This window comes from Deltaproteobacteria bacterium IMCC39524 (genome assembly GCA_029667085.1).
In the GTDB taxonomy this organism is placed as follows: Bacteria; Desulfobacterota; Desulfuromonadia; order Desulfuromonadales; family BM103; genus M0040.
Map to the genome: position 1 here is coordinate 785,948 of JARUHJ010000001.1, position 23,843 is coordinate 809,790.

The 23,843-nt window shown below is 39.9% G+C and carries 21 protein-coding genes; all 21 read right to left on the reverse strand.

The window, feature by feature from the left end; genetic code table 11:
* Positions 1-100 precede the first annotated feature (100 nt).
* The 21 genes from P9J64_03685 to P9J64_03785 all read right to left on the reverse strand — a co-directional run bounded on the left by P9J64_03685 (position 101) and on the right by P9J64_03785 (position 23,828).
* Complete coding sequence (locus P9J64_03685; protein MDG5467416.1) at positions 101-913, reverse strand: sulfotransferase domain-containing protein; 813 nt, start codon at positions 911-913, stop codon at positions 101-103.
* 279 nt (positions 914-1,192) lie between these two features.
* Complete coding sequence (locus tag P9J64_03690; GenBank protein MDG5467417.1) at positions 1,193-2,293, reverse strand: hypothetical protein; 1,101 nt, start codon at positions 2,291-2,293, stop codon at positions 1,193-1,195.
* 50 nt (positions 2,294-2,343) lie between these two features.
* Positions 2,344-3,462, reverse strand: coding sequence for a glycosyltransferase (locus P9J64_03695; GenBank protein MDG5467418.1), 1,119 nt, complete (start codon positions 3,460-3,462; stop codon positions 2,344-2,346).
* A 237-nt stretch (positions 3,463-3,699) separates the two neighbouring features.
* Complete coding sequence (locus P9J64_03700) at positions 3,700-4,986, reverse strand: oligosaccharide flippase family protein (GenBank protein ID MDG5467419.1); 1,287 nt, start codon at positions 4,984-4,986, stop codon at positions 3,700-3,702.
* Between the two features lie 197 nt (positions 4,987-5,183).
* The gene (locus P9J64_03705) at positions 5,184-6,278 is read right to left on the reverse strand and encodes a glycosyltransferase (GenBank protein ID MDG5467420.1); all 1,095 of its coding nucleotides are present in this window, start codon (positions 6,276-6,278) and stop codon (positions 5,184-5,186) included.
* Positions 6,279-6,406: 128 nt separating this feature from the next.
* Positions 6,407-7,762: a hypothetical protein gene (locus P9J64_03710; GenBank protein ID MDG5467421.1), complete on the reverse strand. Its 1,356-nt coding sequence runs from the start codon at positions 7,760-7,762 to the stop codon at positions 6,407-6,409.
* 290 nt (positions 7,763-8,052) lie between these two features.
* Positions 8,053-9,156: a glycosyltransferase family 4 protein gene (locus tag P9J64_03715; protein MDG5467422.1), complete on the reverse strand. Its 1,104-nt coding sequence runs from the start codon at positions 9,154-9,156 to the stop codon at positions 8,053-8,055.
* The gene (locus tag P9J64_03720) at positions 9,153-10,580 is read right to left on the reverse strand and encodes an O-antigen ligase family protein (GenBank protein ID MDG5467423.1); all 1,428 of its coding nucleotides are present in this window, start codon (positions 10,578-10,580) and stop codon (positions 9,153-9,155) included. Before P9J64_03720 ends, P9J64_03715 begins: the two co-directional genes overlap by 4 nt.
* A gap of 110 nt (positions 10,581-10,690) precedes the next feature.
* Positions 10,691-11,890: a glycosyltransferase family 4 protein gene (locus P9J64_03725; protein ID MDG5467424.1), complete on the reverse strand. Its 1,200-nt coding sequence runs from the start codon at positions 11,888-11,890 to the stop codon at positions 10,691-10,693.
* The gene (locus P9J64_03730) at positions 11,871-13,184 is read right to left on the reverse strand and encodes a nucleotide sugar dehydrogenase (protein MDG5467425.1); all 1,314 of its coding nucleotides are present in this window, start codon (positions 13,182-13,184) and stop codon (positions 11,871-11,873) included. Before P9J64_03730 ends, P9J64_03725 begins: the two co-directional genes overlap by 20 nt.
* Positions 13,185-13,261: 77 nt before the next feature.
* A complete protein-coding gene (locus tag P9J64_03735; GenBank protein MDG5467426.1) occupies positions 13,262-13,921 on the reverse strand; it encodes a hypothetical protein in 660 nt (219 codons plus the stop codon).
* Positions 13,881-14,990, reverse strand: coding sequence for an amidohydrolase family protein (locus P9J64_03740; protein MDG5467427.1), 1,110 nt, complete (start codon positions 14,988-14,990; stop codon positions 13,881-13,883). The genes P9J64_03735 and P9J64_03740 overlap by 41 nt, the downstream gene beginning before the upstream one ends.
* 42 nt (positions 14,991-15,032) lie before the next feature.
* A complete protein-coding gene (locus P9J64_03745; protein MDG5467428.1) occupies positions 15,033-16,616 on the reverse strand; it encodes an amino acid adenylation domain-containing protein in 1,584 nt (527 codons plus the stop codon).
* A gap of 2 nt (positions 16,617-16,618) precedes the next feature.
* Positions 16,619-17,764 (reverse strand): acyl-CoA dehydrogenase family protein, encoded by a 1,146-nt coding sequence (locus P9J64_03750; GenBank protein ID MDG5467429.1) that lies wholly within the window; start codon positions 17,762-17,764, stop codon positions 16,619-16,621.
* Position 17,765: 1 nt separating this feature from the next.
* On the reverse strand, positions 17,766-18,026 hold the full coding sequence (locus P9J64_03755) for an acyl carrier protein (GenBank protein MDG5467430.1): 261 nt from the start codon (positions 18,024-18,026) through the stop codon (positions 17,766-17,768).
* A gap of 40 nt (positions 18,027-18,066) precedes the next feature.
* Positions 18,067-18,948, reverse strand: coding sequence for a hypothetical protein (locus P9J64_03760; GenBank protein ID MDG5467431.1), 882 nt, complete (start codon positions 18,946-18,948; stop codon positions 18,067-18,069).
* A gap of 16 nt (positions 18,949-18,964) precedes the next feature.
* On the reverse strand, positions 18,965-19,999 hold the full coding sequence (locus P9J64_03765; protein MDG5467432.1) for a peptidoglycan bridge formation glycyltransferase FemA/FemB family protein: 1,035 nt from the start codon (positions 19,997-19,999) through the stop codon (positions 18,965-18,967).
* Between the two features lie 24 nt (positions 20,000-20,023).
* Positions 20,024-21,124 (reverse strand): DegT/DnrJ/EryC1/StrS family aminotransferase, encoded by a 1,101-nt coding sequence (locus P9J64_03770; GenBank protein ID MDG5467433.1) that lies wholly within the window; start codon positions 21,122-21,124, stop codon positions 20,024-20,026.
* A 10-nt stretch (positions 21,125-21,134) separates the two neighbouring features.
* A complete protein-coding gene (locus P9J64_03775; protein MDG5467434.1) occupies positions 21,135-21,599 on the reverse strand; it encodes an acyltransferase in 465 nt (154 codons plus the stop codon).
* A 19-nt stretch (positions 21,600-21,618) separates the two neighbouring features.
* The gene (locus tag P9J64_03780; GenBank protein ID MDG5467435.1) at positions 21,619-22,641 is read right to left on the reverse strand and encodes a Gfo/Idh/MocA family oxidoreductase; all 1,023 of its coding nucleotides are present in this window, start codon (positions 22,639-22,641) and stop codon (positions 21,619-21,621) included.
* The gene (locus tag P9J64_03785; protein ID MDG5467436.1) at positions 22,641-23,828 is read right to left on the reverse strand and encodes a sugar transferase; all 1,188 of its coding nucleotides are present in this window, start codon (positions 23,826-23,828) and stop codon (positions 22,641-22,643) included. Before P9J64_03785 ends, P9J64_03780 begins: the two co-directional genes overlap by 1 nt.
* Between the last annotated feature and the right edge of the window lie 15 nt (positions 23,829-23,843).

Below are 23,843 nucleotides of genomic sequence, written 5' to 3' on the forward strand. Positions count from 1 at the left end.
CTCCAGCAAAAGTTAGCGGCTCTCCCTGGAGAAGCACTAGAGGGCTAATCCGGGGCCAGAAGCCGAAACTTTTCACTGTTTCCTCAATTTCCAAACTGTTTCAGGCAAAGCGGTTGAGTTCCGTCATAAGGCCCTCGCACAGGGTTCTGACGGCGGGTGTAATCTCTGGATAAACGTTTTTTGAAATGGAGTCTGGGTGAATAAATCGATAAATGCTTGAATCGGGCCTCAGACCGGAAAATTCAAACAGATGGTTGAAGAACTCATTGGGTTTGGTTGCGATATCCTCATATTTGGTGAGAATGAGATTGGGAACAGAGTATAATTTCTGTTCGATGAATATCCTGTTACGCACCCACCAGGCCAGGCACAAAAGATCAAATTCAGACAGGTGGGGGGAGTAGATCTCTCTCACGATTTCGGCGGACTCTGTTGATACGCCCTCCTGAAACCATCCCCCCCCTGTCTGGCCAGTGCAGACGATCCTAATGGCGCGGGTCGCATGGGGAAACTTTTTAAGGGCGGAGTTTGCAACATCCCGATAATCCCTGTATATCCATATAAAACATCCCTGGGGGAACCGGGCAATGAACTCCGTAGCCAGATGACTGTCGGCTATCGGCTTGAAACATACAAACGTAAACCGACTCTGTTGCACCAACTCTTCAACAACTTCGAAACTCCGAATTCGATGGTTTCGAAATGCCCGACTGTTGCGGTTTTCATCAAAGATCTCAATATCTCGATGAAGATGAAATGCATTCATGAGCATGGTCGTGCCGGACCGTTGTCTTCCAAATACGAAAACAGGTATAGTTTCACGAGGCTGTCTCAACAGATAAATTGCTTTTTTACTTGCTATTGAAAAATACTTGTTTCGTTTCTGTTTATCTAAAATCGCACTGATCTTCATGTAAAGCTCCCTTTTTTAGAGCCAGCAATCATGAACGTCTATATGCGCCACCCATCCCCAAAAAACCAGGTTCATAGAAGAGGGGCACTGCCGTGTCTTTCAAAAAAGCGAAAAATATTTTACGTTATCGTGAATCGGAGAAACATAAACATTGGCCTCGAAAGAAAGCGTTTTACAATTCATTAGGCAGCGGTGAGCTTACCCAGGATCAACGAAAAACAGTTCGTCAAAAATCGAGAAATTATATTATTGGGAAAAATACAATTTCCTGCTTGTTTTTCAACGGCCTTCCAGGGAGGCCCGATACAGTAGGTGATTCAAAATCATTGAAAGATAGCGTGGATATGATCGGCGATCAGTCAAAGCACCATAGGATTTTCTTGAAAAACTGAACCCTCCATCTGCACTCTGGTGCGTAAGAGCATGCTCAAAACATCGCTCACTTTTTTTCAAATAGTCTCCTAGGCCCAACTGATGGGCTTGGCGAAGGGCAGCTGCTAAAGCAGTTGTCCAGTAGTTGACTTCTGGGAATATTTTAAAACAGTTAAAGCGACAATGACCCTTTTCGGTCACACCTGAGGAAAGGAATCGGGCAAGTTTTTCCAAGATCGACCTGACAACAGAATCGCTGGTAAATGTATAATAATTTGCCAGGTCCATAAACTGAAATGCGTTGTATTGGTAGCACATAAAGTGGATACGCTCAAGTTCGTAGGGCAATTCGCCACTTTCAAGCTGACTGTCGGCAATAAAACGAATCATTTTTTCATTGTATTCTAGATACTTAGGATCGCCGGAAACCTGGAAGAGTTCTTCCGCCAACCAAATCACCTTGGTCGTGACGTTCGGAACCTTCACAGTCGAATGCGAATAATAGTTCGCCGCCAAACCCGCGCCGACGTGCTGAAATCCCGATTGATTAATTTGGTAGTCGAACCACTTCTGCGCCGCCTCCAAATATGAAAGCTTACCTGTTTTTTTGAAGGCAGAGATGAGACCTAGGCCAGCCCACGACCCTTCCACAGTTGAAATAAAGCCCTTTCTGAATCGAATGGGTGGATGCAGCCACGCCCCGCTATCAAGCTGATCTTCGACAATATAGTCTGCACAGCGATTGATCATATCCATGCACGACTCTTTTCCTGTCAATTCAGCTAATGCAATATTATTTCTAATCCAGTAAGCTTGTGCCTGAAGGTATCGGTAACGATCATCAAATGGTAGCCAAGACAAATAGCTTCTTGCAAAACGAGTAACGCGCCAATGGATCTTCCCGACAGGATCAGGCCCCGTTAATACATGGCCATCCCAGTGATTATCCTCAATGTAGCTGTAAAGTTTCTTGGCGGTTTCAATATACTTATTGTTCTGGGAACTCATCAGGGTCTCCATATGAAAAAGTGAGGGAGCTTGCCATAGGGAAAAGGGCTTCAATTTGGAGCGGATTTGTCGAAATCATGATCTTGCATACATATTCGATGGACCTCAAGTTGCCGCTGTACCATGACATCCAACCCAAAATTCTTCTCCAGCCTCAAACGACCAGCCTCACCCATTCGGTGAGCCACCGTTTGATTTTCGAGCAACGAGGTAATACTTTTCGCCATCCCGCCTATGTCACCAGGATCTAAAACATATCCAGTTTCACCATCTACCACCAGTTCCTCTGTTCCACCTCCACGTGTCACCACAACTGGCTTCCCTCCAGCCATATATTCCATGATCGAGTTGGAGATGCCTTCCCTGGGCGTTGAGAGAACTCCAACAGTCAGAACACTGACAATTGATTCGACATCATCACGTCGGCCTGCAAACAGTATCCGGTCAACAAAGACAGGGTCTACTTCGGACTCACACGCGGTCCTTTTTTCACCATCCCCAACGAACAGGAATGTCACATTGTTTCGTTGTCTAAGAATATGGTGGGCAGCCTTGATCAGAGCACTCTGATCCTTGAGAGCTGTAAATGATGCAACCATTCCAATTACGTATTGCGATTCAATTCCGAGCTCTTGCCGAATTATGGCAGGGTCTTTAAGATTCTTCATACGCTTAAAATCAAATCCGTTGTACACACAATATGTTTTATGCCGAGGAGGATTAAAGAAGTTTATTCCAGCCTGGGAATTACTGATAATAATATCGGAAAACGGAAACGTAATACGTGGGAAGGTCCAGCGCCTGAACCAGGGTCCCGCTCTTGACCCAGCGTTTCGGATAATATTGTTGATTAGCTTGATGCCCAACAACTTCACAACGGGAATCGCGTAAAAGGTGCACATTGATTCGCAACTGTGGACTATGTCTGGGCGATAGGCTCTGCATATCTTGAAAAGACGAAAAAATATAGTTGGGTCCTTCTTGATATGGCGCTTAAGCACACAAATATCGATAGCAAGATCGTCCAATTCTGGATATTCATTACAATCTGACAACATGACAAGCTTGTAAGAAATCTCAGGATATGCTTTCAGTCCCTTCAAAAATTCTAGCAATTGACGTTGCCGGCCGCCAGCCTTGAAACCGTCTGTGATAAAGAGAATTTTCATGGCCTGCCTCGCAATATGTAGAGTTAGTAATGATGTTCTAGGGACGATTATTTATATCTGATCGCTAAAACCATCCCACAATATAAAGATCAGGTGGAGGGCACTGTGTCTCACAGTTTGATCAATAAATAGAAGGCTTGGAACCCATTTATGTTTAAATGATATCGTCAAAAACCAAAATAACGACATGGAGTTCCAAGCCATGGCACATTGTTACACTAACTTTCCAGTCATCCCTTAATTACCTTTCCTAGTGATAACAAATGCATTAAAAATGAAATATAAATTCATAACAACACCCGATATTGAGAATAACAAGACTGTATATAGGGCATCATGAAAAATTAAATAACCTAAATAAAGCGAGAACAACCTAACAATAATAAGAAGATAATTAAAATACATTAAAAATCTGAGCTTTTGCTTAACTATATAAATTTGATTTGATGGCCGATTAATTAGCGCTATAAATAACCAAGGAGCCAAGACCTGAGCATACAATCCCGCCTCTGCCCAATTTATTCCGAAAATATATCCAAATATCCACTTCCCACCCAAAGTCAAAAGAAAAAACGGCAAAAATCCTATTGCAACGAGTCCAAGAGTGGTTTTTTTAAGACTGATATATAAGTCTCCACCCTGATTTTGTATTTCAGAAGATTTTTGTAAAAAAACTTTACCAAGAGATTGTGACATCAAACTTACAGGCCTTTTTAAAATTAGGCTTGCAAGCCCATAAAATCCCACGACTTCATTTGAATAAAAAAAGGTCAGTAAAAAAACAGGTAACGATTGAGAAATGTTATTAACGAAATTTGTTGGCATATTATATTGGGGAAACCTGCGGTAATTCCTTGCTACAATTTTCATATTTGCTAGATTTACATTATTTTTAATTTCTGGGAAAAGACCAACAATAAAATAAACAAGAAACATCGCAGCGGCAATAGAACCTAAAGCATTTCCAACAATAAGCCAGAAAGCTGATGCTGTAAATAAAAGAGCTGCGATAATTTTGGTGGATGCTGTTACAAAAGGAACAAGAAAGGTTGAAATAGCGATTATTCTAAATTTTTTCAGTCTTGTATGAAAGTAAACAAGAACATCTTTAACACTTGAACAAGCCACTACTAATGGGATAAATAGTAAGTAATTTTTGTATCCTTGGAAGCCAGTAATATTTGCAATTGGATCAATAAATAGCAGAATAAAAAGCATAAGAAGTGACGACGTAATAATAACTGTAAACATTGACAGTATGAATAAATTGTATCCCTCACTATCCTCTTTAGGCAGTACAATCGCACTACGATAACGAAAACACGCAATAACGGAAAAGGCTCCTGCAACAGCTTGGATAAAAACCATTATTCCAAATTGTTCTGGAGAATAAAGTCTTGTAATAACAGGAGCAGCAAGTAAACCAATAAATTGTGCAGCAACATTTCCAGTAAGCATAGTGGCTACACTCCTGATAAAGTTGCTTTCAATCAATCGCCTAACGACAGAATAACTAGAAAACATATTTCCATATAATTTCAAGATTCTACCTAATTGAAGATGTTATTTTTCCAAATCAATACTAATAAAAATGCCATTTCAACTAAATATAGTCATACTAAACCAACCAATTACAACAATTTATAATATTACTGAAAAACAACTCTTAATCATATCCACTCCATATTTTAATTACTGTAATACAAAAGTTTATTGAATAATTATGATGAGTGTTTGGATAAAATTGTATTATATAATCGTTCAAAGCGCCCGGCGGCTTGAGAAGCTAGGAAATTCTCCGTGGCATATGAGTGATTCGCATTTGAAATTTTTTTATATAGATCTTCATCAAGTAGCAGTTTCTCAATTAAACCTGCAATTTTTTTTGGTTTTTTACTCGCGGTTAAAAACCCATGCTTCCCATCAAGAAAAAAGTCAGGAATACCACCTACGGGCCTTGTCACTATCGGCAAACCAAAGGCCATGGCCTCGACAATTGAATTAGGTAAACCTTCATTATGATAGGTCGGGAAACAGAAAATGTGACATTTCGTCAGAATTGTGTTTTTTTCTTCATCACGGACATCTCCAGTAAATGTTATGTCAGAGATAGATTTTTCAAAAACATATTTTTTTGCACTTTGCAATTCTGGACCATCGCCTGCAATGACAAGCTCAAGCCTAGGATACTTAGCTTTTAAAATATTAAAAGCTTCGATGATTTCATATATCCCTTTTTGTTTAAATATTCTAGAAAGAAAAAGTATTCGCCAACATTTTGAGTTGATACGGGTTTCAATTGAATGATCGATGTCAAACATATCGAGACAATTATCATCTAGAACCGTATTTTCTTTATAAATAGCCTGAGAACAACCCCAGCCCTTGAGGGTACGCACAAAACCATCAGATAGCACAATAAAGGCGTCTGTCTTACCGTACAAGGCCCTCAATAACCATAAATAATGGTTATTAATTTTTCCTTCAAACCCCTTATCCCACCCACGAAAAAAAGTTATAGTTTTCTTTTTTTTAAATTTGGCTAAAACGACAAAAAGACCCTCACGGACAAAACTTTTAAATTCAAAAGATGGATTTACCTGAACAATGTCAATGTTACAATTGCTTAAAGTATTCAGAAATGAAAAATAATCCTTAAAAAGTCGGTAAATCTTTAAAAAATGTCCTCTCTCTCCCGGTCTCCTGCCAATGGTAAAATGTTGCACAGGAACAGAGTAGTGCTTCCACATTTTAGTGTAATAACACTCAATGCCACCAAGGCGCCTCAAGTCAGGATGTAAAATAAGTACATTCATTATTCAACTCCAAAATATAATTGAATAAGCGTCTTGATTTTTTATTAACATTGATAATTTTAAAATTTGTTCTTTTAGTCATCACTATATTATTAAAAGCCTTCTATCATAAACAAGAAAACCACATTTCATAATTTAGATATGGTATATCTATATTTACCACTAACCCTGTTCGTTTCAATTTTATCTAAATAATTAATTATTATACTAGAACTACTATCAAGGACTTCCAAACATTCTTTTATGATTTTTTTTTCGTTGTGCTTGTCAAATTCTGGCCCACAAACGAGATTAACACTAAAATATTCCAGGGATTCTTGAACAAACTGAAATGATTTAACTCCTTTCATTCCATAAAAAATATGTGTGAAATATTCACCGTGTATAATTCTTCCTGTAGCAGTTTTAATTGAATCAGAGGATCTACCAACAATCTTATCAAGAAGATAACCTTGAATCCCACATTCACAGTGACCCTCAGAAAACACACCCAAATCTCCTATTTCATACCGAATAATTGGCATGGCATAGTTGTTTAAAGATGTAACCAATATCCTACCTTCTTCATCAAAAACCTGTCGATTCTGATCGTCAACAACCTCAACAATGTGATCATACATATGCAAATGCAGGCCATTCTTCTTTTGACACTCTGTGGCAATACAACCAACTTCTCGGCTCCCATATCTATTTAATACGTTAGCATTAAAAACACTTTCTATTTCATCTCGCATATGTGGAAATAAAATTTCTGCTGAACTGATAATTCCTCGTAATCTAGTTTTAATATTTAAATTATTTTCTTTAATAAACTTAGCTAGAATATAAATAGATGAAGCGTATGCAATTATAACTTCGGGTTTTATTTTATTAATCGTTTCAACCATTTCAGTCATTTCATTTTCACCCATATCAAATGAGTCAAGCCACGTTAAGTTCTTTAACCACATTCTAAATTGCGCCCGAGGTCCCTTAATAAGGCTGAAATCTTTTGGGGCGCCCCATAAACGAACCTCCCTACACCCCTGGTACCATCCCTGCATCCGATCTGAAACAAACTTGGTTGCCCTACTCTGCATGTAGTAATTTTCATCTTGCCAAATGTTAACTGGAATCCCAGTAGACCCTCCACTAGAGTTCATGTAGACTCTCTTTGCTTTTGTATTTAAAAGAGAATCAAACTTTTCTTGAATTTCACTTTTTTGCAAAATCGGGAAATTTGATATATATTTTTCGATATCAAAGTTTGTATTTTTAGGAATCCCGACTCGCTTTATAATGTCACCGTAAACATCATTCTTTAGGTGAACCTCAAGAAGCTTTAATAAGTTTACTTTTTGCAATTCTAGAAGGCTGCATTTATCAATACCGTACAAGTATTTTTCTTTTTGTTGACTAATTTTCAATATATCAACATTACTTTTTTTAAATTTATTACGATAAAAAGGATAATATAATCTCTTAGAAACGCAATCCCTAACCATACCAAATCTCCATTAACAACTTATATAAAACTACTGATGCCAAATAATTTTTATAACGAACTTTCTTTAAATTATTTTTGCTTATATTATCGAAATGATTTGCACAAGCCAGATTTGACGTTAAATATTTTTACTTTCGCAATAACCTTTTTATATATTTCGAGATAAATAATTAGGCATGTATTTATTCAAAATAATATCTCAGCTATTAATTTATATACCCTGATTCTTTCTTTTAATTTTACATAAATAAGATTACTAGTTGTGGCAGATCAGCAGGGTTATTATTTTTAAGAAATATTCGATACAGATTTAAATACTTTTTCATATTCATCAACTAGACCATCAATAGTTAAATTATTATTATAAAACTCCTGTATTCTAAGTGGTGAAAAGACAATTTTATTATTAACTATACTGTCAACGGCGTTAATCATTTCATCGAAACTTTTAACAGAAATACCGAGTCGATTTCTTGATATTAATGAATCAGGATCAACAAAAGAAACAACAGGAAGACCTTTTTGCCACGCCTGCAGAAAGCTATTCGGAAAACCTTCATAACTAGAAGTATTTACAAACAGTTTTGCTCTAAGAAAAAATTGTTCAACTTTTCCAATTGGAAGATATCCATAGAAATTGAGATTTGGAATCTGCCTAGCCTCCTCGGCAATAACATTAAAGTCTTCCTGCTCCGGCCTACCACCTATCATGATAAATTGACAATTAGGTAGACTTCTTGCGAGATTTAAAAAAAGTTTTGGATTTTTAGATTTCCTAAAATTTGCAACCCACAATACTCCTTCTGAAAAAGATGAGAGTGATTTTGAACGAAAATAACCATTATGGATAATTCGTACGTTGACACCTGACCTCATTAATGCAGTTTTTTTTTGAATATTATTCTGCGCAATAATAAAATCACACCTTTTTAATGCCCAAAAATAAGCAATCTTGTCTCTATAGTGTGGAAGTTTAATTTTACTTGGATCGAAATTCGTATCATTAGCTCCACAAAAAACTACTTTTTTATTATACAATTTTGCATATACAACTAAGGGAGCTAAATAAAATCCGGCACCACGTATGTAGTATATATCTGCATTTACCTTAACAAGAGCAAGCCAAACCTTAAAAAGTCTAGGATAGATAAATCGTAAAACAGGAAAACCATCTTTCTGTCTAAATGTCGGAACTATATTGAACTGCGGGTATGCCCATTGGCATTTACTGTCTGGTGATAAAGTTATAAATGATATTTTATAGCCCCGCACAACCATCTCTTTTGCAATTATTAGTTGTTGTAGTTCAGCTCCCCCCAAGACCTCAGTATTACTATCACGGAGAAGTGATGTAAGTAGGTTAAACGAAAAAAAGCACACTTTTGGCTTCATAATTCCTCTTTAAGCGACACAGAGGTAGTTAAATTTGCAACGGAAACAGTCATCCCCAGCACGATCCAAAAGAGAAAATTACTAAGCCTTGGGAAAAAACAAGAACCTGACATCCCCGCAAGAAGAAAGGTCATTATAGATATAAGTAACATTCCCCTTAGCTCAGCTTGGTGGTTAAATAAAGAAGATGTTTTATTCTTAAAGAGTGTCCAAAAAAATGAAAAAATCCTTGGCACAATAAGAAAAAAACCTATTAAACCTATATCAAAAATTAGTTCTAAATACATATTATGAACGTTAAAAACATTCAGGATTATATTTCTTTTCATTGCATCGGATGAAGCTATAGCATACCTTCCTTCACCAAAAATAAGCTTCTCAGGGCTATCTATAAATTCTAAAACTAATGGCTTCCAAATATTATCAATCCTGCCAGAGGAAACTTCATTAGCATTAATCCCATTACTATCGAGTCCAGTTAACAATCGATCACTCACTATGGAATTAAAGGAAAACATACTGACAACAAAAATTATTATCGCAAGAGAAATTAATTTATTATTCTTAATTATAAATAAGTATGCTGCTATAAATAAAAACAAGGCAGCATAACCAGTCCTTGAAAAAAGAATAGCGATAGCGAATATATTTAACAGAAGCAAAACAATACTCAACCAGCTTTTCGATATATGGTATTTATAAACCAAAAGGGGAAATCCGACAATAAAATATGATGCAATTTGATTTCTATGCATCCCAAAAAACTCAGCATAAATCGTTGAAATTCCCCTGAATTCTGTATAAAAATTACTTTTCATAAAGAATAAATATATTAGGCATAAAGAAATCAAGGACAAGGAAATAGAGATGGCATCAGTTAGTAAATCAATATCTTTCTGACCCTTTATACATTTTATAACCAAAATAAATGGCATGAAAAAAACAAGCGGTTTTAAATAGTGTGAAAGCAGGTAACCACTTAATGATAATTCTAAAACTGAGAATTTCTGAATTTCATGTAAGTTTGGTAGAGATCGAAAAATAGAAAGAGTAAATATTCCAATAAATATTAATACAAAAACTCTACTATTTTTTGGCATAGGAACTTTTTTATTTTCACTTAAAATAAAAACTATCAAAGCATAGACAGCAATTATAATTAAAGGCTTTGCCCCAGGAATATCTACAACCCTTTCCCGTAAAAATTCCGTTTCGGCAAACGGGACAATTAATACCATTAAGCTTACAGCCCTCAACGGTTCTTTATAACTCCAATAAACGATCGGTATCAAAAACAATATTAAAATACTTATGTAGGATGAATAAACTACAATCGCACCAGTTACTATTGAACAAAAAATAGTAAATATTATCATAGTGGCGCTTGACAGAGAATCGTATCTATTATCAATATAACTTTTCACAAAAAGCCCCATAGTAAGCAATATGAATTATTTTATTATTTTCAAAACCTTAAAATAACTACGTAATATTGATTCTATCGAAACTATTCTATCTATCAGGAAAAATACTACTATAATGAATCATATGCAGTTATAAGACGTTTTTTTTGGTGTACCCAACTAAGTTGTTCTTCAACCCTTCGACTACCCACCTCCCCCATAGTTCTACATAATTCTGGATTATCTATAAGCTTTACTATTTTCTTCGCAAAATCTTCCTCATCATTCTTTTTGGCATAAAGGGCCGCACCTTGTGCTGAATACCTTCCTTCTGTTGTTTCAAACTGAACAATTGGTTTACCTAAGGCCATATATTCCATAATTTTAATCATTGTTGATTTATCATTCATTTCATTTACTGCATCTGGGTTTACACAAACATCTGCAGTATTCAGTATTTCTATCATTTCACTATCTGGAATGTAGCCCGTGAAAGTCACAAACTCAGCAACGTTAATTTCCTTAGCATAATTCTTTAGACAAGGAATCTCGTCGCCAGAACCTATCAAACAAAAATGGATATCAGTTCGCTCTAATCCATTAACGATATAGCTCACTACACGTAACAATCCATCAATCCCTTCTTGCTTACTCATGAGGCCTACATAACCCACTAGGAAATCACGACCATTTTTGAGTGCATGATTCGGGGCCATTGCCTTAATTCGCCCCGGGTCAGGCCCGTTTCTAACAATATGTATTTTCGAAAGGTCTACACCCCCACGCTCATGGGCTATTTTTTTATATGACTCATTTGTCGATATAACTATATCGCATGTCTTAAATGTGAATTTTTCAAACGCCAGCAGAAGCTTGTAGATATATCTCTTCTTTCCGAACTTCATCTCAAATAATTCAGGACTTATATCATGATGGTCAAAAACAAATTTAACGCCCAAAAGCTTAAAAGGGAGAGCAACTAAAAAGATATTGTCTGGTGGATTACTGGCGTGGATTACGTCAAATCCATTTTTGATGTACACATATATGGAGAAAAAAAACTCATAAAACAGGGAAATCCCATACTCACCTAAGTAACCAAACACTGAACGCCCTCGAAAAGGAAGCGGATGCCGAAATATATGGACTCCATGAAGAATCTCCTTCCCAGGTGTCTGATTGGCGGCTTGGTCAACAGGGCATATAATCGAAACCAAAAACCCTAAATCCCTCAACGCACAGGCCTCCTGCCAAACACGCGGATCTTTTGGAATTACGGAATTTTGCAAAATTATTAATACTTTTTTTGTGCTACCAGCAGATTCCTTCATAAAGCTCTTCTCCCCTTAATTCTTCGTCAAGTCTGACAAGGTCAAAAATATTTTTTGTGTTATTTATTTTAGACAAAGGCAAGAGATAATCATTTGAACTGCTACTTATTACGACAGTATCTCCGTGATTAATTACTTCTTCAATTGTATTAACCATCAAATTAGAAATATGTGGAATAGTATTCAAAATATAATCTTTATTTGCTCCAAATATTTTTGCCAAATTTACACATCTATCGTACAACCGCAAATCGTAGCCCTTGCCGATTAGATGCTCTACTATAGCTACGGTAGGACTTTCTCTCAAATCGTCAGTTTCATCTTTGAAACTTATGCCAAGAAAACCAACCTTCTTAGATCCAAGATCCTCTATTATATTTATTGCTCTGTTTATTTGAGATTTATTACTTGGCATAATCGAGTTAAGCAAAGGAAGTTCTATGTCAAGGGTCTTACCAAGGTAAACTAGAGCATTAAGATCCTTCGGAAGGCAAGACCCTCCGAAAGCAAAGCCTGGTTTAAGGTAAGCGGTTGAAATGTTCAGCTTCATATCTGAACAGAAAATATCCATAAGGACATGACTGTCTATTCCATTGGCTTTGCTTATGGCACCAATTTCATTAGCAAAAGCAACTTTTAAAGCATGCCAAGAGTTATCTGCATACTTCACCATCTCCGCTGTCTGCATGTCTGTCATAAACAGAGGGGCATCGATACCTTTGTAGAGTTGAGCTAAACACTTGCCACTTTTTGAGTCATTTTGGCCTATAACAGTTTTGGGCGGATGGTTGTAGTCATGGACTGCGGTGCCCTCTCGCAAAAACTCTGGATTGTTACATACACCAAAATCTTCACCAGCTTTCTTTCCAGAATATTTTTCTAAAGTTGGGATTACTAATTCCTTCATTGTTCCTGGCAAGACAGTACTTCGTAGAACCACTACATGGTATTTTGACTTTGTTGATAAAGATGATCCGATTTCTTCACAGACTCGACCTACAAACCCGATGTTCAAGCTTCCATTTTTTTTGCATGGAGTACCAACGCAAATTAATGATATGTCTGTCTCACTTATGGCCTTTTGCACATCTTCAGTCGCTTTCAAATTGCCCGAGGACTTCCCCCGTTTGATCAGGTCAGCCAATCCCGGTTCGATAATCGGGCTATGCCCACTTTCGATCATATCGATCTTTGTTTTCTGATTATCCACCCCAACGACATAATGCCCATCACTTGAAAGGCAACCAGCGGAAACCACACCAACATACCCAAGACCAAAAATGCTAACTCTCATGTCATGTCCTCTCAGAATACGTTTAGCCATTACAACCAATGGATAGTTGCTTTCTTAAAGTAGGGGAATGCGAACCTTTATCTCTCACCATTAGCTATTTCGTGACATTCCTTGCTTCTTGCCATCTCATAAGTCGCATATCTTTTAATTAAATAAGCCGAAAGCTCCTCATACCCAAGCAGTCTATGAACCCAAAGAGCAGGTGTATTGTCTTTTAAAAAATACCCGTAAGCCTTTTTAATTCCACGCTCCTTTAGCTCACCCAAGACAAGGCTCATAAATGTAGTCGCTGTAGCCCGACCTCTTTTGTCTTGTGCTAAATAAAGATCAAACATATAGACTTCATCAGGCATGAGATCTATTTGGAATAAATTTAGATCTTTATGTTTTGCCGTTGTCGATGATCCATCTACATACCAGACATCTGCCAAGACAAAGTCTTGATCTAGCAGGGCGTAGGATTTAATTCCTTTTTTTAAGTTATAATTAGCCTTTTGCCCCCTGCTTTTCAGTGGATAATGCAATCGTAGCGATTTTATTGTTTCTAGTGATATTTCTACTAACCTTAAGCTGTCTCCAAGGTCGAATGATTTCAAATCCTTCAAGGTTGACAGATCTTTGCACACCGGAATCGCTTCCTTGTTCTCATAAAGGCACGCTTTCAACGTTGGCCAAAGACCATTACTTTTACTTAGTTCAGCGATTTGATTCGACCTGATCCGTAATTTTTCGATCATTTTTATTCTCCCCTGGAAAAAGTTTGAGGGGGTTGCTGCTTGCGACCTTGATTAGTGAGTCCTCGGGATTAATGACTGATTGTTGTAAGGCGCACCACATCTTAAGCATTTCTATCCACTGCTTCTCATAAAGGGTGTCGGACCCAAAACAAATCCTGTCGGTATTGATGTTCTTGAAGACAAGCGAAAGCAAATCGACCTCTAGTGCGGAGGTATCGACGACAAGGTTTTCGTAATGGGACAATAGCCTATTCAGGGAGGGAAGAACGTCTCGACTGACTTCTGCCGGGCTATGTCCATAGGAGCCTGCGTGTGCAATGACAACAGTCTCAGAAGTTATTGACCAGTCAATGTGTTGAAGATTACTGACTGCACCGTACGCGACGGCGTGAGCATCCTTACAATCCAGGCTCAGGCCGCCATGAATGATAACTTTCAAGCTTTCCTCTTTTGCTGCGGCAAGGATACTCTCTATTCTGTCTTTCCCTTCTGTTCTTGACGGGTTAATACCCTGCAAACTCGGATGAATTTTCAAGACCTCCACATTGTATTCGTTGACGACCCGCTTGATTTTTCCAGAAATTTCGTTGACTGAAATATCGTTGGGGACACAATAGCCAAGCAAAAATCTGTCATCGCCACCAAACATATCGGACAGCAGACGCAACTGTTGGTCGCCATATTCGTCTTTCGCCATGACTGGAAGAAGGACGACCTTGTCGACTCCGGACAATTTCATCTGATCGCAAAACACCTTAGGTCCGTTATGCGCGTAGATTCGCCTTCTGTTCAGCTGCAACATCTTGTTTAATATTTTTTTATCGTGGTAGTCGCCGACTAGCTTTTCTTTTTTCTTTAGATCTAAATCGGATATTTCCGGCATGACATATTCTGCTGCCACAGAGCTATATAACCCGTAACAAGTCGACGAGCGGACATAGTTGATTGCTCCATCCATAACTTCGAATGGATGAACATGGACATCATAAAAAGTATAGGAACCCTTGATATCCCTGATTAAGTCCAATGCATACTCAACATTTTTTCTGTCCATATTAATTCCAGCCATATTGTTCTGCGGGGCTAGTTGTAACAACAAATCGCACGGAAACTAAGAATCAATGTGCATGTTCAAGTCGTCATATTTTATTTTCCCACGGTTGCAGCGCGGGATCCTATCCAGCTGAATAAATCGCTTTGGGATCATATAAACAGGTAAATAATTTTTTAATCGATTGAGTTCCCTCAAGTCAGTCGAAGGGCCTGAAGCCTCGACGAATGCAATGATCCCCGTTGCTCCCTCGTAAAGTTTTGATTGATGCAGAATCACCGCTGCGTCGCTAATCCCGTCCAGGGACAAAATTGCATGTTCGACCTCACCTGCCTCTATGCGATATCCCATAAACTTCAACTGTCTGTCTTTCCTGCCGATGAATTGATAATTGCCGCAAGGCAACAAAACAGCAAGATCTCCGGTTTTGTAAATTCTTTCGTTTGCTCCAATAGCGTCATTGAAAACGAAAACTGCGTCCGTCTTTACCTGGTCATTCAGATACCCCTTCGATAAACCCAGACCGGCAAGACACAATTCGCCAACCTCTCCGATATTGACCGGAGTATTATCTTCCGCGAGAAGAGTGACATATGTCCCTTCACAAGGGATTCCGATCGGTATTTTTTCTTGTGGATTTTTCGGCACCTGCTCCACTCGATAGCATAAGGAAATGCCGGTTGCCTCTGTTGGTCCATAGCCGTTGTAAAAAATTTTCTCCGGGTACTCGTTCATCCACTTCAATAAATATTTCGTGGGGAAAGGCTCGCCGGCAAATATGATTTGCTTCAAGCTGCGCATACGGTTTTTTCCAATGACATTCGCCTTGGCCATATACAGGAGCAACGACGAAACACCTTTCCAGAGAGTGATTTCTTCTTTTTCAACAAAATCAACGAGTTTCTTTGGGAATAGTGTAGATTCTTCACTCGCAATACAAAGGGTGCCTCCGGCTTTCAACGAACAGTAGATGTCAAAAGTCGACATGTCGAAATGAAATGGCGCGGTCCCTAAAATCCTATCCTTTTCATTAATTTGAAAGTAATTGACTGCCCAATTTATATAGTTACTGATATTTTGATGCGAAATCATCACACCCTTCGGCTTACCTGTTGAACCGGAGGTGTAAAGGATGTAGGCAATATCCGACTCATTATTGTGATAACTCGGTTGATGATCTCTATATTTTCCGGTCCGGCTATTGATCGAATCCCATCCAAAACCAGCCCCATCAAGATTGCATTCGGGATCAAGCTGCAAAATTGGCGTCACAGACCCTAGTTTATCTATTAGCTGCACAGTTTCGCTTCTGTTCCGGCTATCGCATACCACCGCTGTCGGCGAGCAGTCAGCCAGAATATCTTGCCAGCGATCAAGCGGGGCTTTACAGTCGATCGGTACGTATATGGCATCAGCTTTAAGGATCCCTAAAATAACAACCAGAACTTCGACCGACCGATTTAGACAAAAGGCAACGCGGTCTTGCCTTTTAACTCCGCAAGCGATCAATCCATTTGCGAGTCGGTTCGAATACAGTTCCAGATCACGATAACTGAGAGTCGTCCTCCCATCAGTTACGGCGACATTTGACTGTTTCTCGCATGTCGCAAGATCAAGATATTGCTGAACAAGTAGTGTCTTCAACGCTACAATCCTAAGAATTTAGAAATAATGTTCTGTTGGATTTCTGATGTCCCTGAATAAATTGTAGATGCAATGCTATCTCGCAGATCTCTTTCTACCTCATATTCTTTAATGTATCCGTATCCACCGTGTATTTGAACTGCATCCAAGCTTGCTTGCTTCAAACTTTCACTTATGAAAAGTTTACATATAGATGACTCAAGAGTTGCTCTCTTTTCTTTATCTTTTAATACAGAACAGCTCCAAAGAATTCTTTTTCCAAGTTCAACATTAACCTTCATACGGCTTAATTTGTTTGAGATTGACTGATAACTTCCTATTGTATTTCCGAAGGCTTTGCGTTCTTTTGCATATTTTACTGATGTTTCAAGTATTCGCTCCATTGTCCCCAGATGTGCAGCCGGAAGCAGACTTCTCTCCCACTCCATAGATTCATTGAAGATGATCCCTCCCTGGCCTTCTTTGCCAAGAATGTTTGCACTGGGTACCATGCAGTTATCGAAAAACAACTCACCATTCTGTAAAGTGGTCAGCCCCATTTTCTCCAGAGGCTTACCTTTTACAAAGCCCTCTAAACCTTCATCAACGATAAAGCAGGAAACCCGACCAAGTGACTTTCTCTCCGGATCGGTAACGGCGAAGACAATGGCCACATTGGCCAAGGGACCATTGGTGATAAAAGTCTTACTGCCATTCAGGAGATAGTTCCCCCTTTCCCTCACAGCCCTGGTCCGCATTGATAGAGCATCCGAACCTGTATCAGGCTCGGTTATTGCCTGGGCAAAAACCTTTTCACCACGGCAAAGAGCTGGTAGATACCTGGTCTTCAACTCGTCACTGCCAAAAAGATGGATCTGCAAACCGCACAATAGCTGTGTGGCGATAGCATGAACCAACCCCGCATCTTTACATGCGTACCCAAATGCCTTCAGGAACAGGGTTGTGGTAAGAAGATCCACCCCGCACCCTCCGTATTTTTCTGGGATCGGCACAGCCATAAAATTCATTTCTGCACACTTTTTCCATGCCTCCCAGGGAAACTCGCCACTTTTTTCATAGCAGTCGATGCTATATGTGAGCTCCTGCCGACAAAAATTGACGACGGTATCTGTTAAGATTTTCTGCTCATCAGTCAATTGAAGATCCATGTCAGGCCTCTGGCTGACCGGCACACTTTTGTGCGATCAATGCGGAAATGGAGGCAATTGATTCAAAATTTTCCGGAAGTAAATCGTCTGCTGAGACCTGAACAGAGAATTTATCCTCCAGGAACCCCAGCAAAGACATGATTCCAAATGAATCAACAATACCAGTTTCAAGAAGCAGATCGGTGTCAGACAAATGAGTACCATCAGTGTCAACAATTAACTCCGAGGTGATAAAAGAACGAATAATATCTCTGGTCGTCATCTCAGTCCTCCTCTCCTTACTCAAGAGCCCTTAATCAGAATTAGAATGTCGACCTCAAATATTTGGTCAAATCTTTAGGCAGCGCCATCCAATACTGACCCCGATAACACTCAATGAGATGTTTTAAAAAATCAGAATAGAAGCTGGAAGGATAGAATTCGGCTTTTCTCGGGCAATTATGAAAGGCAAGATAGTCAGGATGTACATTCAAAACCACAGCCCCACCATTGCAAGCAACCCAAGCGAGCTTTTCTTTCCAAAGGTCAATTGTCTTATGTTTAAGAAGAATAAAGAGACAGAAATCTTGCGGAAGCGTGTAAGGAATCTCCAAGTATTTTTGCCCTGATGGCCCATTCACCCAAAAAGGGAAAATAGTGTTAGTGCCGTCTGAGTACGGTTCAAACGGATCGGTATCAAAAGTTGAAGAATCATATTCAATGTTCAGTTCGTGTAACCATTCCAGATTATGATGCATAGAAGGCGACCTAAACCCAACCGCGCCCCACTCTTTTAAATAATGATTGATCTTGGCTGCTCGCTCTAAAAATATGCGCCTGGAATTATATAACTTGCCATCATGATTCAACCCATGCACGCCTATCTCAAACCCGTTCTCCATCAGGTCCTCAAAGATTTCAGCAGAAACGTCATAACGTTCTGGGACAAAATTAAAACTCGATCTAAATCCTAGTCTTTGCTCTAGATCTTTCAGCTTGATACAGTTTTCCTGGCCAGTAGCAGTATCAACATCGTGGGTCAAAACCAGAGCAAAGCTCTTTCCTTCAGGCCACCCAGGCCAGCCATCAGGCTTCTTTCCGCTTGTTGGGTCAATCGGCCAGCGGTCCAAGACTCTCTTAAGCTGCAGTTCAGCAACAAATTGTCGCATCGAAATCTGCACCGACCTGGGAATTGCCGGTTTCATATAGTAATAGAGTCTGTTACCCAACATGTCTGTAGAGTACCCCACCTAGAAAGTTTGAAACTGTCACAGGAGCGGCCTTAAAAAAGCCTGTACTGAGTGATCCTGGCCCCTTCTCTTTCACGACGAACTTATTATCTTTGATCTTGTATCTGTAGTAACTGATTGATTTTTGTTCTGGAGCCCAGCCGTTTTTATATCTCACCAATCCAGCATTATTTTTTTCCGTTCTTCCCAAGCTAAGACTTGTATAGTTTCTTTTAGATAACCATTTTATTGCTTCCCACATCACCAAGTTGTTGGCTCTCAAATAGCCTTCTTCTTTTTTTGACGCCCCGTATTTGTAAATTGCACTTTTCCCGAAAAGGAAATAAATTGATCCGGCAACAACCTCTCCACGCTTTTTAGCAGTCACAATGATGCCTTTTCCATCGCTGATTACATACTTATATAGGTTTTCAAAGAATCTATATGGCTGTGATGGAATGCCATGCCTCTTCCTGGTAATAGAATTCAAGTGGTAGAATTCATCGACTGATTCCATATCATGGCGAATCTCAATTTCTACACCCTCCCTAATTGCCTTTTTTATATTCCTTCTATTGTTGTTACTAAATTGAGAAAACATTTGATCAGCGTCTTCCATTAGCCGAATATCATGCTGATAAAAACTATCGTAAACGCTTCCTATCGCCTGGTCACCGACATCTCCGCGCAAATCGATGTGCTGCCAATGGGACTTTTTTGCATGTTCAATCAACTCTTGCCAAAGTTGTTGCAGCTCCTCTGGTCTTGATACAATGGGCCGAACGTAGTCAGTAAAGGGTAACGACACACCACGTCGTCCGGTGAAAAGGCTCTTTATTTCCATTATTGGCAGCAGAAAGCACAACTTATCTTCAGCAAAAATCGAAAAGTATCGTGGCTCATAGCCATAGGTATCGCTCAGCAACTTAGCCCAAGATTGGGAGTGAAAAAAAGTTGCGTCCTGATGGCAGGAGATAAGGCTATCCCAATTTTCGATATTCAATGGATTAAGAACCTTGTAGCTCATGCTAGAACACTCCATCGTATCTCATTAAAAAGTTTCCCTAACATGATGTGATACATACTCTATCTGTTCCACGCTCAATTCTGGGCACATAGGCAGAGAAACGAATTCTTTTGCACAACTTTCCGCAACAGGATAACTCCCCTGAGCACAGCCTAACCCCGCGTAAGCTCTTTGCGTATGAACAGGATTTGGATAATGAATCCCACATGAAATATCCTTGCTCGTTAGAGATGCCATAAACTCAGTTCGGTTTGGGACTCGGACAGAATAAATATGATAAACGTGTTTATTGTGCACTTTTGAACTTGGCACCCTCAGCTCTTTAATATCAGACAAAAAACTGTTGTAGTGGCTGGCGTTGTCTCTGCGAGATTGATTCCACCCTGCCAGTCGCTTTAGTTTCACACTTAAAACGGCTGCCTGGATTCCATCCATACGGCCATTCCAACCGATAACACTGTGGTCATACTTTTTACTCTGACCATGATCACGTAAGAGATGAATCATCTGAGCAACTTTTGGGTTATTTGTCGTCACTGCACCAGCCTCACCAAAGGCGCCAAGATTCTTGCCAGGATAAAAGCTGAAACAGCCCGCATCCCCAATTGAGCCAGCAGTCCGCTGCTTATATTCAGCGCCATGTGCCTGACAAGCATCCTCCACAACAAAAAGCCCATATTCCTTTGCGATGGTCATAATGGAGTCCATATCAGCCATCTGTCCAAATATGTGCACAGGAACAATTGCTTTGGTCTTGGGAGTGATGGCGGCTTCAATTAACTCCGGATTGATCGTGTAGCTATGATCATCAATGTCAACGAATACTGGTTTAGCACCGCAAAAACTGATCGCTTCAGCCGTTGCGATAAAAGTATTGGGGGCTGTAATGACTTCGTCACCTTCACCTATTCCGAGTGCCATCAGGGCCATCCATAAAGCCTCGGTACCACTCCCCACGCCGACGGCATAATCACACTGGGTGAATGCAGCAAACTGCTTCTCAAAAGTTTCTACAAACGGGCCACCGGAAAAAGCACAGCTTGCAATAACCTCATTAATCGATGTTTGAATTTCATCATTTATGGAAGCGTGCAGAGCCTTGAGGTCCATAAAAGGGACTTTCATAGTCTCCTCCCTATTGTTGTTTCATAACTCTGGCAGGATTGCCGGCGACAACGGAATTAGCTGCGACATCTTTGGTAACGACGCTACCAGCGCCAACAATTGCGTTCTCACCTACGGTGACACCACACAATAAAGTCGCACTGGAACCAATAGACGCGCCCTGTTTAATCAGTGTTGGGACACAGGCCCAATCGTCCTCAGTCTGTAGTTCTCCATCTTCTGAAGTAGAACGCGGATACCTATCATTGATGAAGGTTACGTTATGACCAACAAAGACCCCGGCCTCTATAGTAACTCCTTCACAAATGAATGTATGGCTGGAGATCTTACAGTTATTGCCGATAACAGCCCCTTTCTGGATTTCGACAAAGGTTCCTATTTTCGAGTTATCGCCAATTGTACAGCCGTACAAATTGACAAAATCGTAGATTTTCACATCAACTCCAAGTTGAACGTCAGGAGCAATATTTTTCATGGACCAAGCCTCCAATGAGTTAACCTAAATTACCGATAGAAACAGCGGCACCATTCTGTTTAAGGGATTCTGAAGCTGCCGAAAGGATCTGGACGACTTTCAGTCCTTCGAGTCCGCCGGAGATGGATTTACATTTGGTCTTTATGCAATCTATGAAATGCTGGCACTCTTCTTTTAAGGGTTCAAATTGCTTAAGATATGGCGAATACATGTCACCATAATGGTAGGAATAATGGAATTCAGCAAAGGTGTCATAATGAGGAGGCTTTTCAACTCTTTTGTCATATATTTTAATTTTCTCAATCGGCTCTAAATCGTTATAAACAAGCATTCTTTTTTCACCAACAAAGGTCATTTCACGAATTTTATTAGGGTCAAGCCAACTACTCTGAATCGTACAAAACCCCCCATTGGCAAAATTAATCGTCATATTACAAACGTCCTCGACCCCTTTGGAAACGTGGGCCTTCCCCTGACAGTTAACCGATACAGGTTGATCATTTAAGACGTACAAGATAATGGCGATATCGTGTGGGGCAAGATCCCAGGAAACGTTAATATCCTTCTGGTAGAGCCCCAGGTTCAAACGCCGCGAACTGACGTATTGGATGCCTCCAAGGTCACCAGAATCGACCAATTCCTTAATTTTTCTGACTGGCGGTGAATATATAAACGTATGCCCAACCATCAAGGTCAATCCTTGTTCGTGAGCGAGAGCCAGCAACTCCCTGCACTGATCAACGGAGGAAGCCATGGGCTTCTCTATAAAGGTGTGTTTTCCAGCCTGAAGACTCTTCATAGCCAGGTCATAATGAAATTTAACGGGTGTTGCTATTGCGACCGCATCAATCGTTTTATCACTAAAAACTTCGTCCGCATCGGTTACTATTTTTAAGTGAGGATATAGCTTTTGCATATGTGACAACCGGTCATCGCAAGCATCGCAGACTGTTGTAACATCGCACTCGGATAATGAATTGAAATTACGCACTAAATTCGGACCCCAATAACCACAACCTATGACCGCCACGTTCAACATCATCAGACCCCTTCCTCAATACTCGATTTTTTGTTTTTCAAACTGTCCCTAAGTTGCTCGAAGATCGCCAGCGGAGTTCTAAACAGAATTTTAATATCTACCCATAATGAACGCTCTCTGGTGTATCGAATGTCCAGCCTCACCATTTCTCTGAAGGAAAGTTTGTTTTTACCGCTGACCTGCCATAGACCCGTCATGCCTGGGAGTGCATTAAAACGCCCCCTATGCCAGGGGTGATATTCCTTTACCTCATAGGGGATCGGCGGACGAGGACCGACCAGGCTCATTTCTCCACGCAACACATTGAATAATTGAGGGAGTTCATCCAGACACGATTTTCGTAACAGACCTCCACACGGAATAATCTGGGGGTCATGATCCAGCTTGGCCATTGGCACTTCTGAACCATTTTCATCAGAGGATCCATTGATTAATAAGGCAAGGTAATCCTGATGTTCCTGAGTCTCCGCGTTGAGACGCATAGTGCGAAACTTCAAGAAAGTAAATGGTTGGCCAGCATAACCAATCCGTTCCTGTTTATAAAAAACCGGCCCGGGGGAGACAATCTTGATGAGGGCGGCAATGGCTAAAAAAAGAGGGGAGAATATCAATAAGAAGGCTGTAGCACCGAAAACATCTAAGCCGCGTTTTAAGAGTCTTTTTGAAAGGAAAAACATATAATCAACATTTCGTTGTGTTTTACTTAAGAACCTTTTATGCCCAGCAGACATGCTGTTGATTTTAAGATCATCCTTTCCAGACAACACATAAAGAGGAATTTTTTGTGGGTCGGTTAATTTCTCGGAAGGATAGGTAAAGATTTCGTAACTCAGCTTAGCCTTAACGGTGAGGGTCTCTTGAGAGATTTTACGTGCAAACAAGTGTGCACCCGCGGAGTTCGTTTCAGGCAGCAGAATGCCTACATGCTGTATGTCAAGCCAACCAATGGCATCAATTGATCTTACGCGTGGAGAGAGTGTGTCATTCAGAAGCGCAAGGGTCTCCTGTTTCTTTCCATTGTCTTGCAGCACGAAAACAACCAGCGAAAAGACTTCTCCTGTCCTATTGGCCCGGTCTCGTTCCCGATTTATGATCTTGCGAAAGATCTCTTTCGGCAGGAACAATCCCTCAAAGTCTTCCTGGTCTGAAGATTTTTTCACCAGGTGCTTTACTCTTTCTGTGATAGTCATCTCAGCACCTCCGTT

Excerpts from the sequence above, each read along its gene's own strand:
- P9J64_03710 (MDG5467421.1), bottom strand. The coding sequence starts at position 7,762 with ATGGTTAGGGATTGCGTTTCTAAGAGATTATATTATCCTTTTTATCGT.
- P9J64_03700 (MDG5467419.1), bottom strand. The coding sequence starts at position 4,986 with ATGTTTTCTAGTTATTCTGTCGTTAGGCGATTGATTGAAAGCAACTTT.
- P9J64_03770 (MDG5467433.1), bottom strand. The coding sequence starts at position 21,124 with ATGAAAGTCCCTTTTATGGACCTCAAGGCTCTGCACGCTTCCATAAAT.
- P9J64_03750 (MDG5467429.1), bottom strand. The coding sequence starts at position 17,764 with ATGGATCTTCAATTGACTGATGAGCAGAAAATCTTAACAGATACCGTC.
- P9J64_03705 (MDG5467420.1), bottom strand. The coding sequence starts at position 6,278 with ATGAATGTACTTATTTTACATCCTGACTTGAGGCGCCTTGGTGGCATT.
- P9J64_03755 (MDG5467430.1), bottom strand. The coding sequence starts at position 18,026 with ATGACGACCAGAGATATTATTCGTTCTTTTATCACCTCGGAGTTAATT.
- P9J64_03715 (MDG5467422.1), bottom strand. The coding sequence starts at position 9,156 with ATGAAGCCAAAAGTGTGCTTTTTTTCGTTTAACCTACTTACATCACTT.
- P9J64_03730 (MDG5467425.1), bottom strand. The coding sequence starts at position 13,184 with ATGAGAGTTAGCATTTTTGGTCTTGGGTATGTTGGTGTGGTTTCCGCT.
- P9J64_03740 (MDG5467427.1), bottom strand. The coding sequence starts at position 14,990 with ATGGCTGGAATTAATATGGACAGAAAAAATGTTGAGTATGCATTGGAC.
- P9J64_03760 (MDG5467431.1), bottom strand. The coding sequence starts at position 18,948 with ATGAAACCGGCAATTCCCAGGTCGGTGCAGATTTCGATGCGACAATTT.
- P9J64_03695 (MDG5467418.1), bottom strand. The coding sequence starts at position 3,462 with ATGAAAATTCTCTTTATCACAGACGGTTTCAAGGCTGGCGGCCGGCAA.
- P9J64_03685 (MDG5467416.1), bottom strand. The coding sequence starts at position 913 with ATGAAGATCAGTGCGATTTTAGATAAACAGAAACGAAACAAGTATTTT.
- P9J64_03690 (MDG5467417.1), bottom strand. The coding sequence starts at position 2,293 with ATGAGTTCCCAGAACAATAAGTATATTGAAACCGCCAAGAAACTTTAC.
- P9J64_03765 (MDG5467432.1), bottom strand. The coding sequence starts at position 19,999 with ATGAGCTACAAGGTTCTTAATCCATTGAATATCGAAAATTGGGATAGC.
- P9J64_03725 (MDG5467424.1), bottom strand. The coding sequence starts at position 11,890 with ATGAAGGAATCTGCTGGTAGCACAAAAAAAGTATTAATAATTTTGCAA.
- P9J64_03785 (MDG5467436.1), bottom strand. The coding sequence starts at position 23,828 with ATGACTATCACAGAAAGAGTAAAGCACCTGGTGAAAAAATCTTCAGAC.
- P9J64_03775 (MDG5467434.1), bottom strand. The coding sequence starts at position 21,599 with ATGAAAAATATTGCTCCTGACGTTCAACTTGGAGTTGATGTGAAAATC.
- P9J64_03735 (MDG5467426.1), bottom strand. The coding sequence starts at position 13,921 with ATGATCGAAAAATTACGGATCAGGTCGAATCAAATCGCTGAACTAAGT.
- P9J64_03780 (MDG5467435.1), bottom strand. The coding sequence starts at position 22,641 with ATGATGTTGAACGTGGCGGTCATAGGTTGTGGTTATTGGGGTCCGAAT.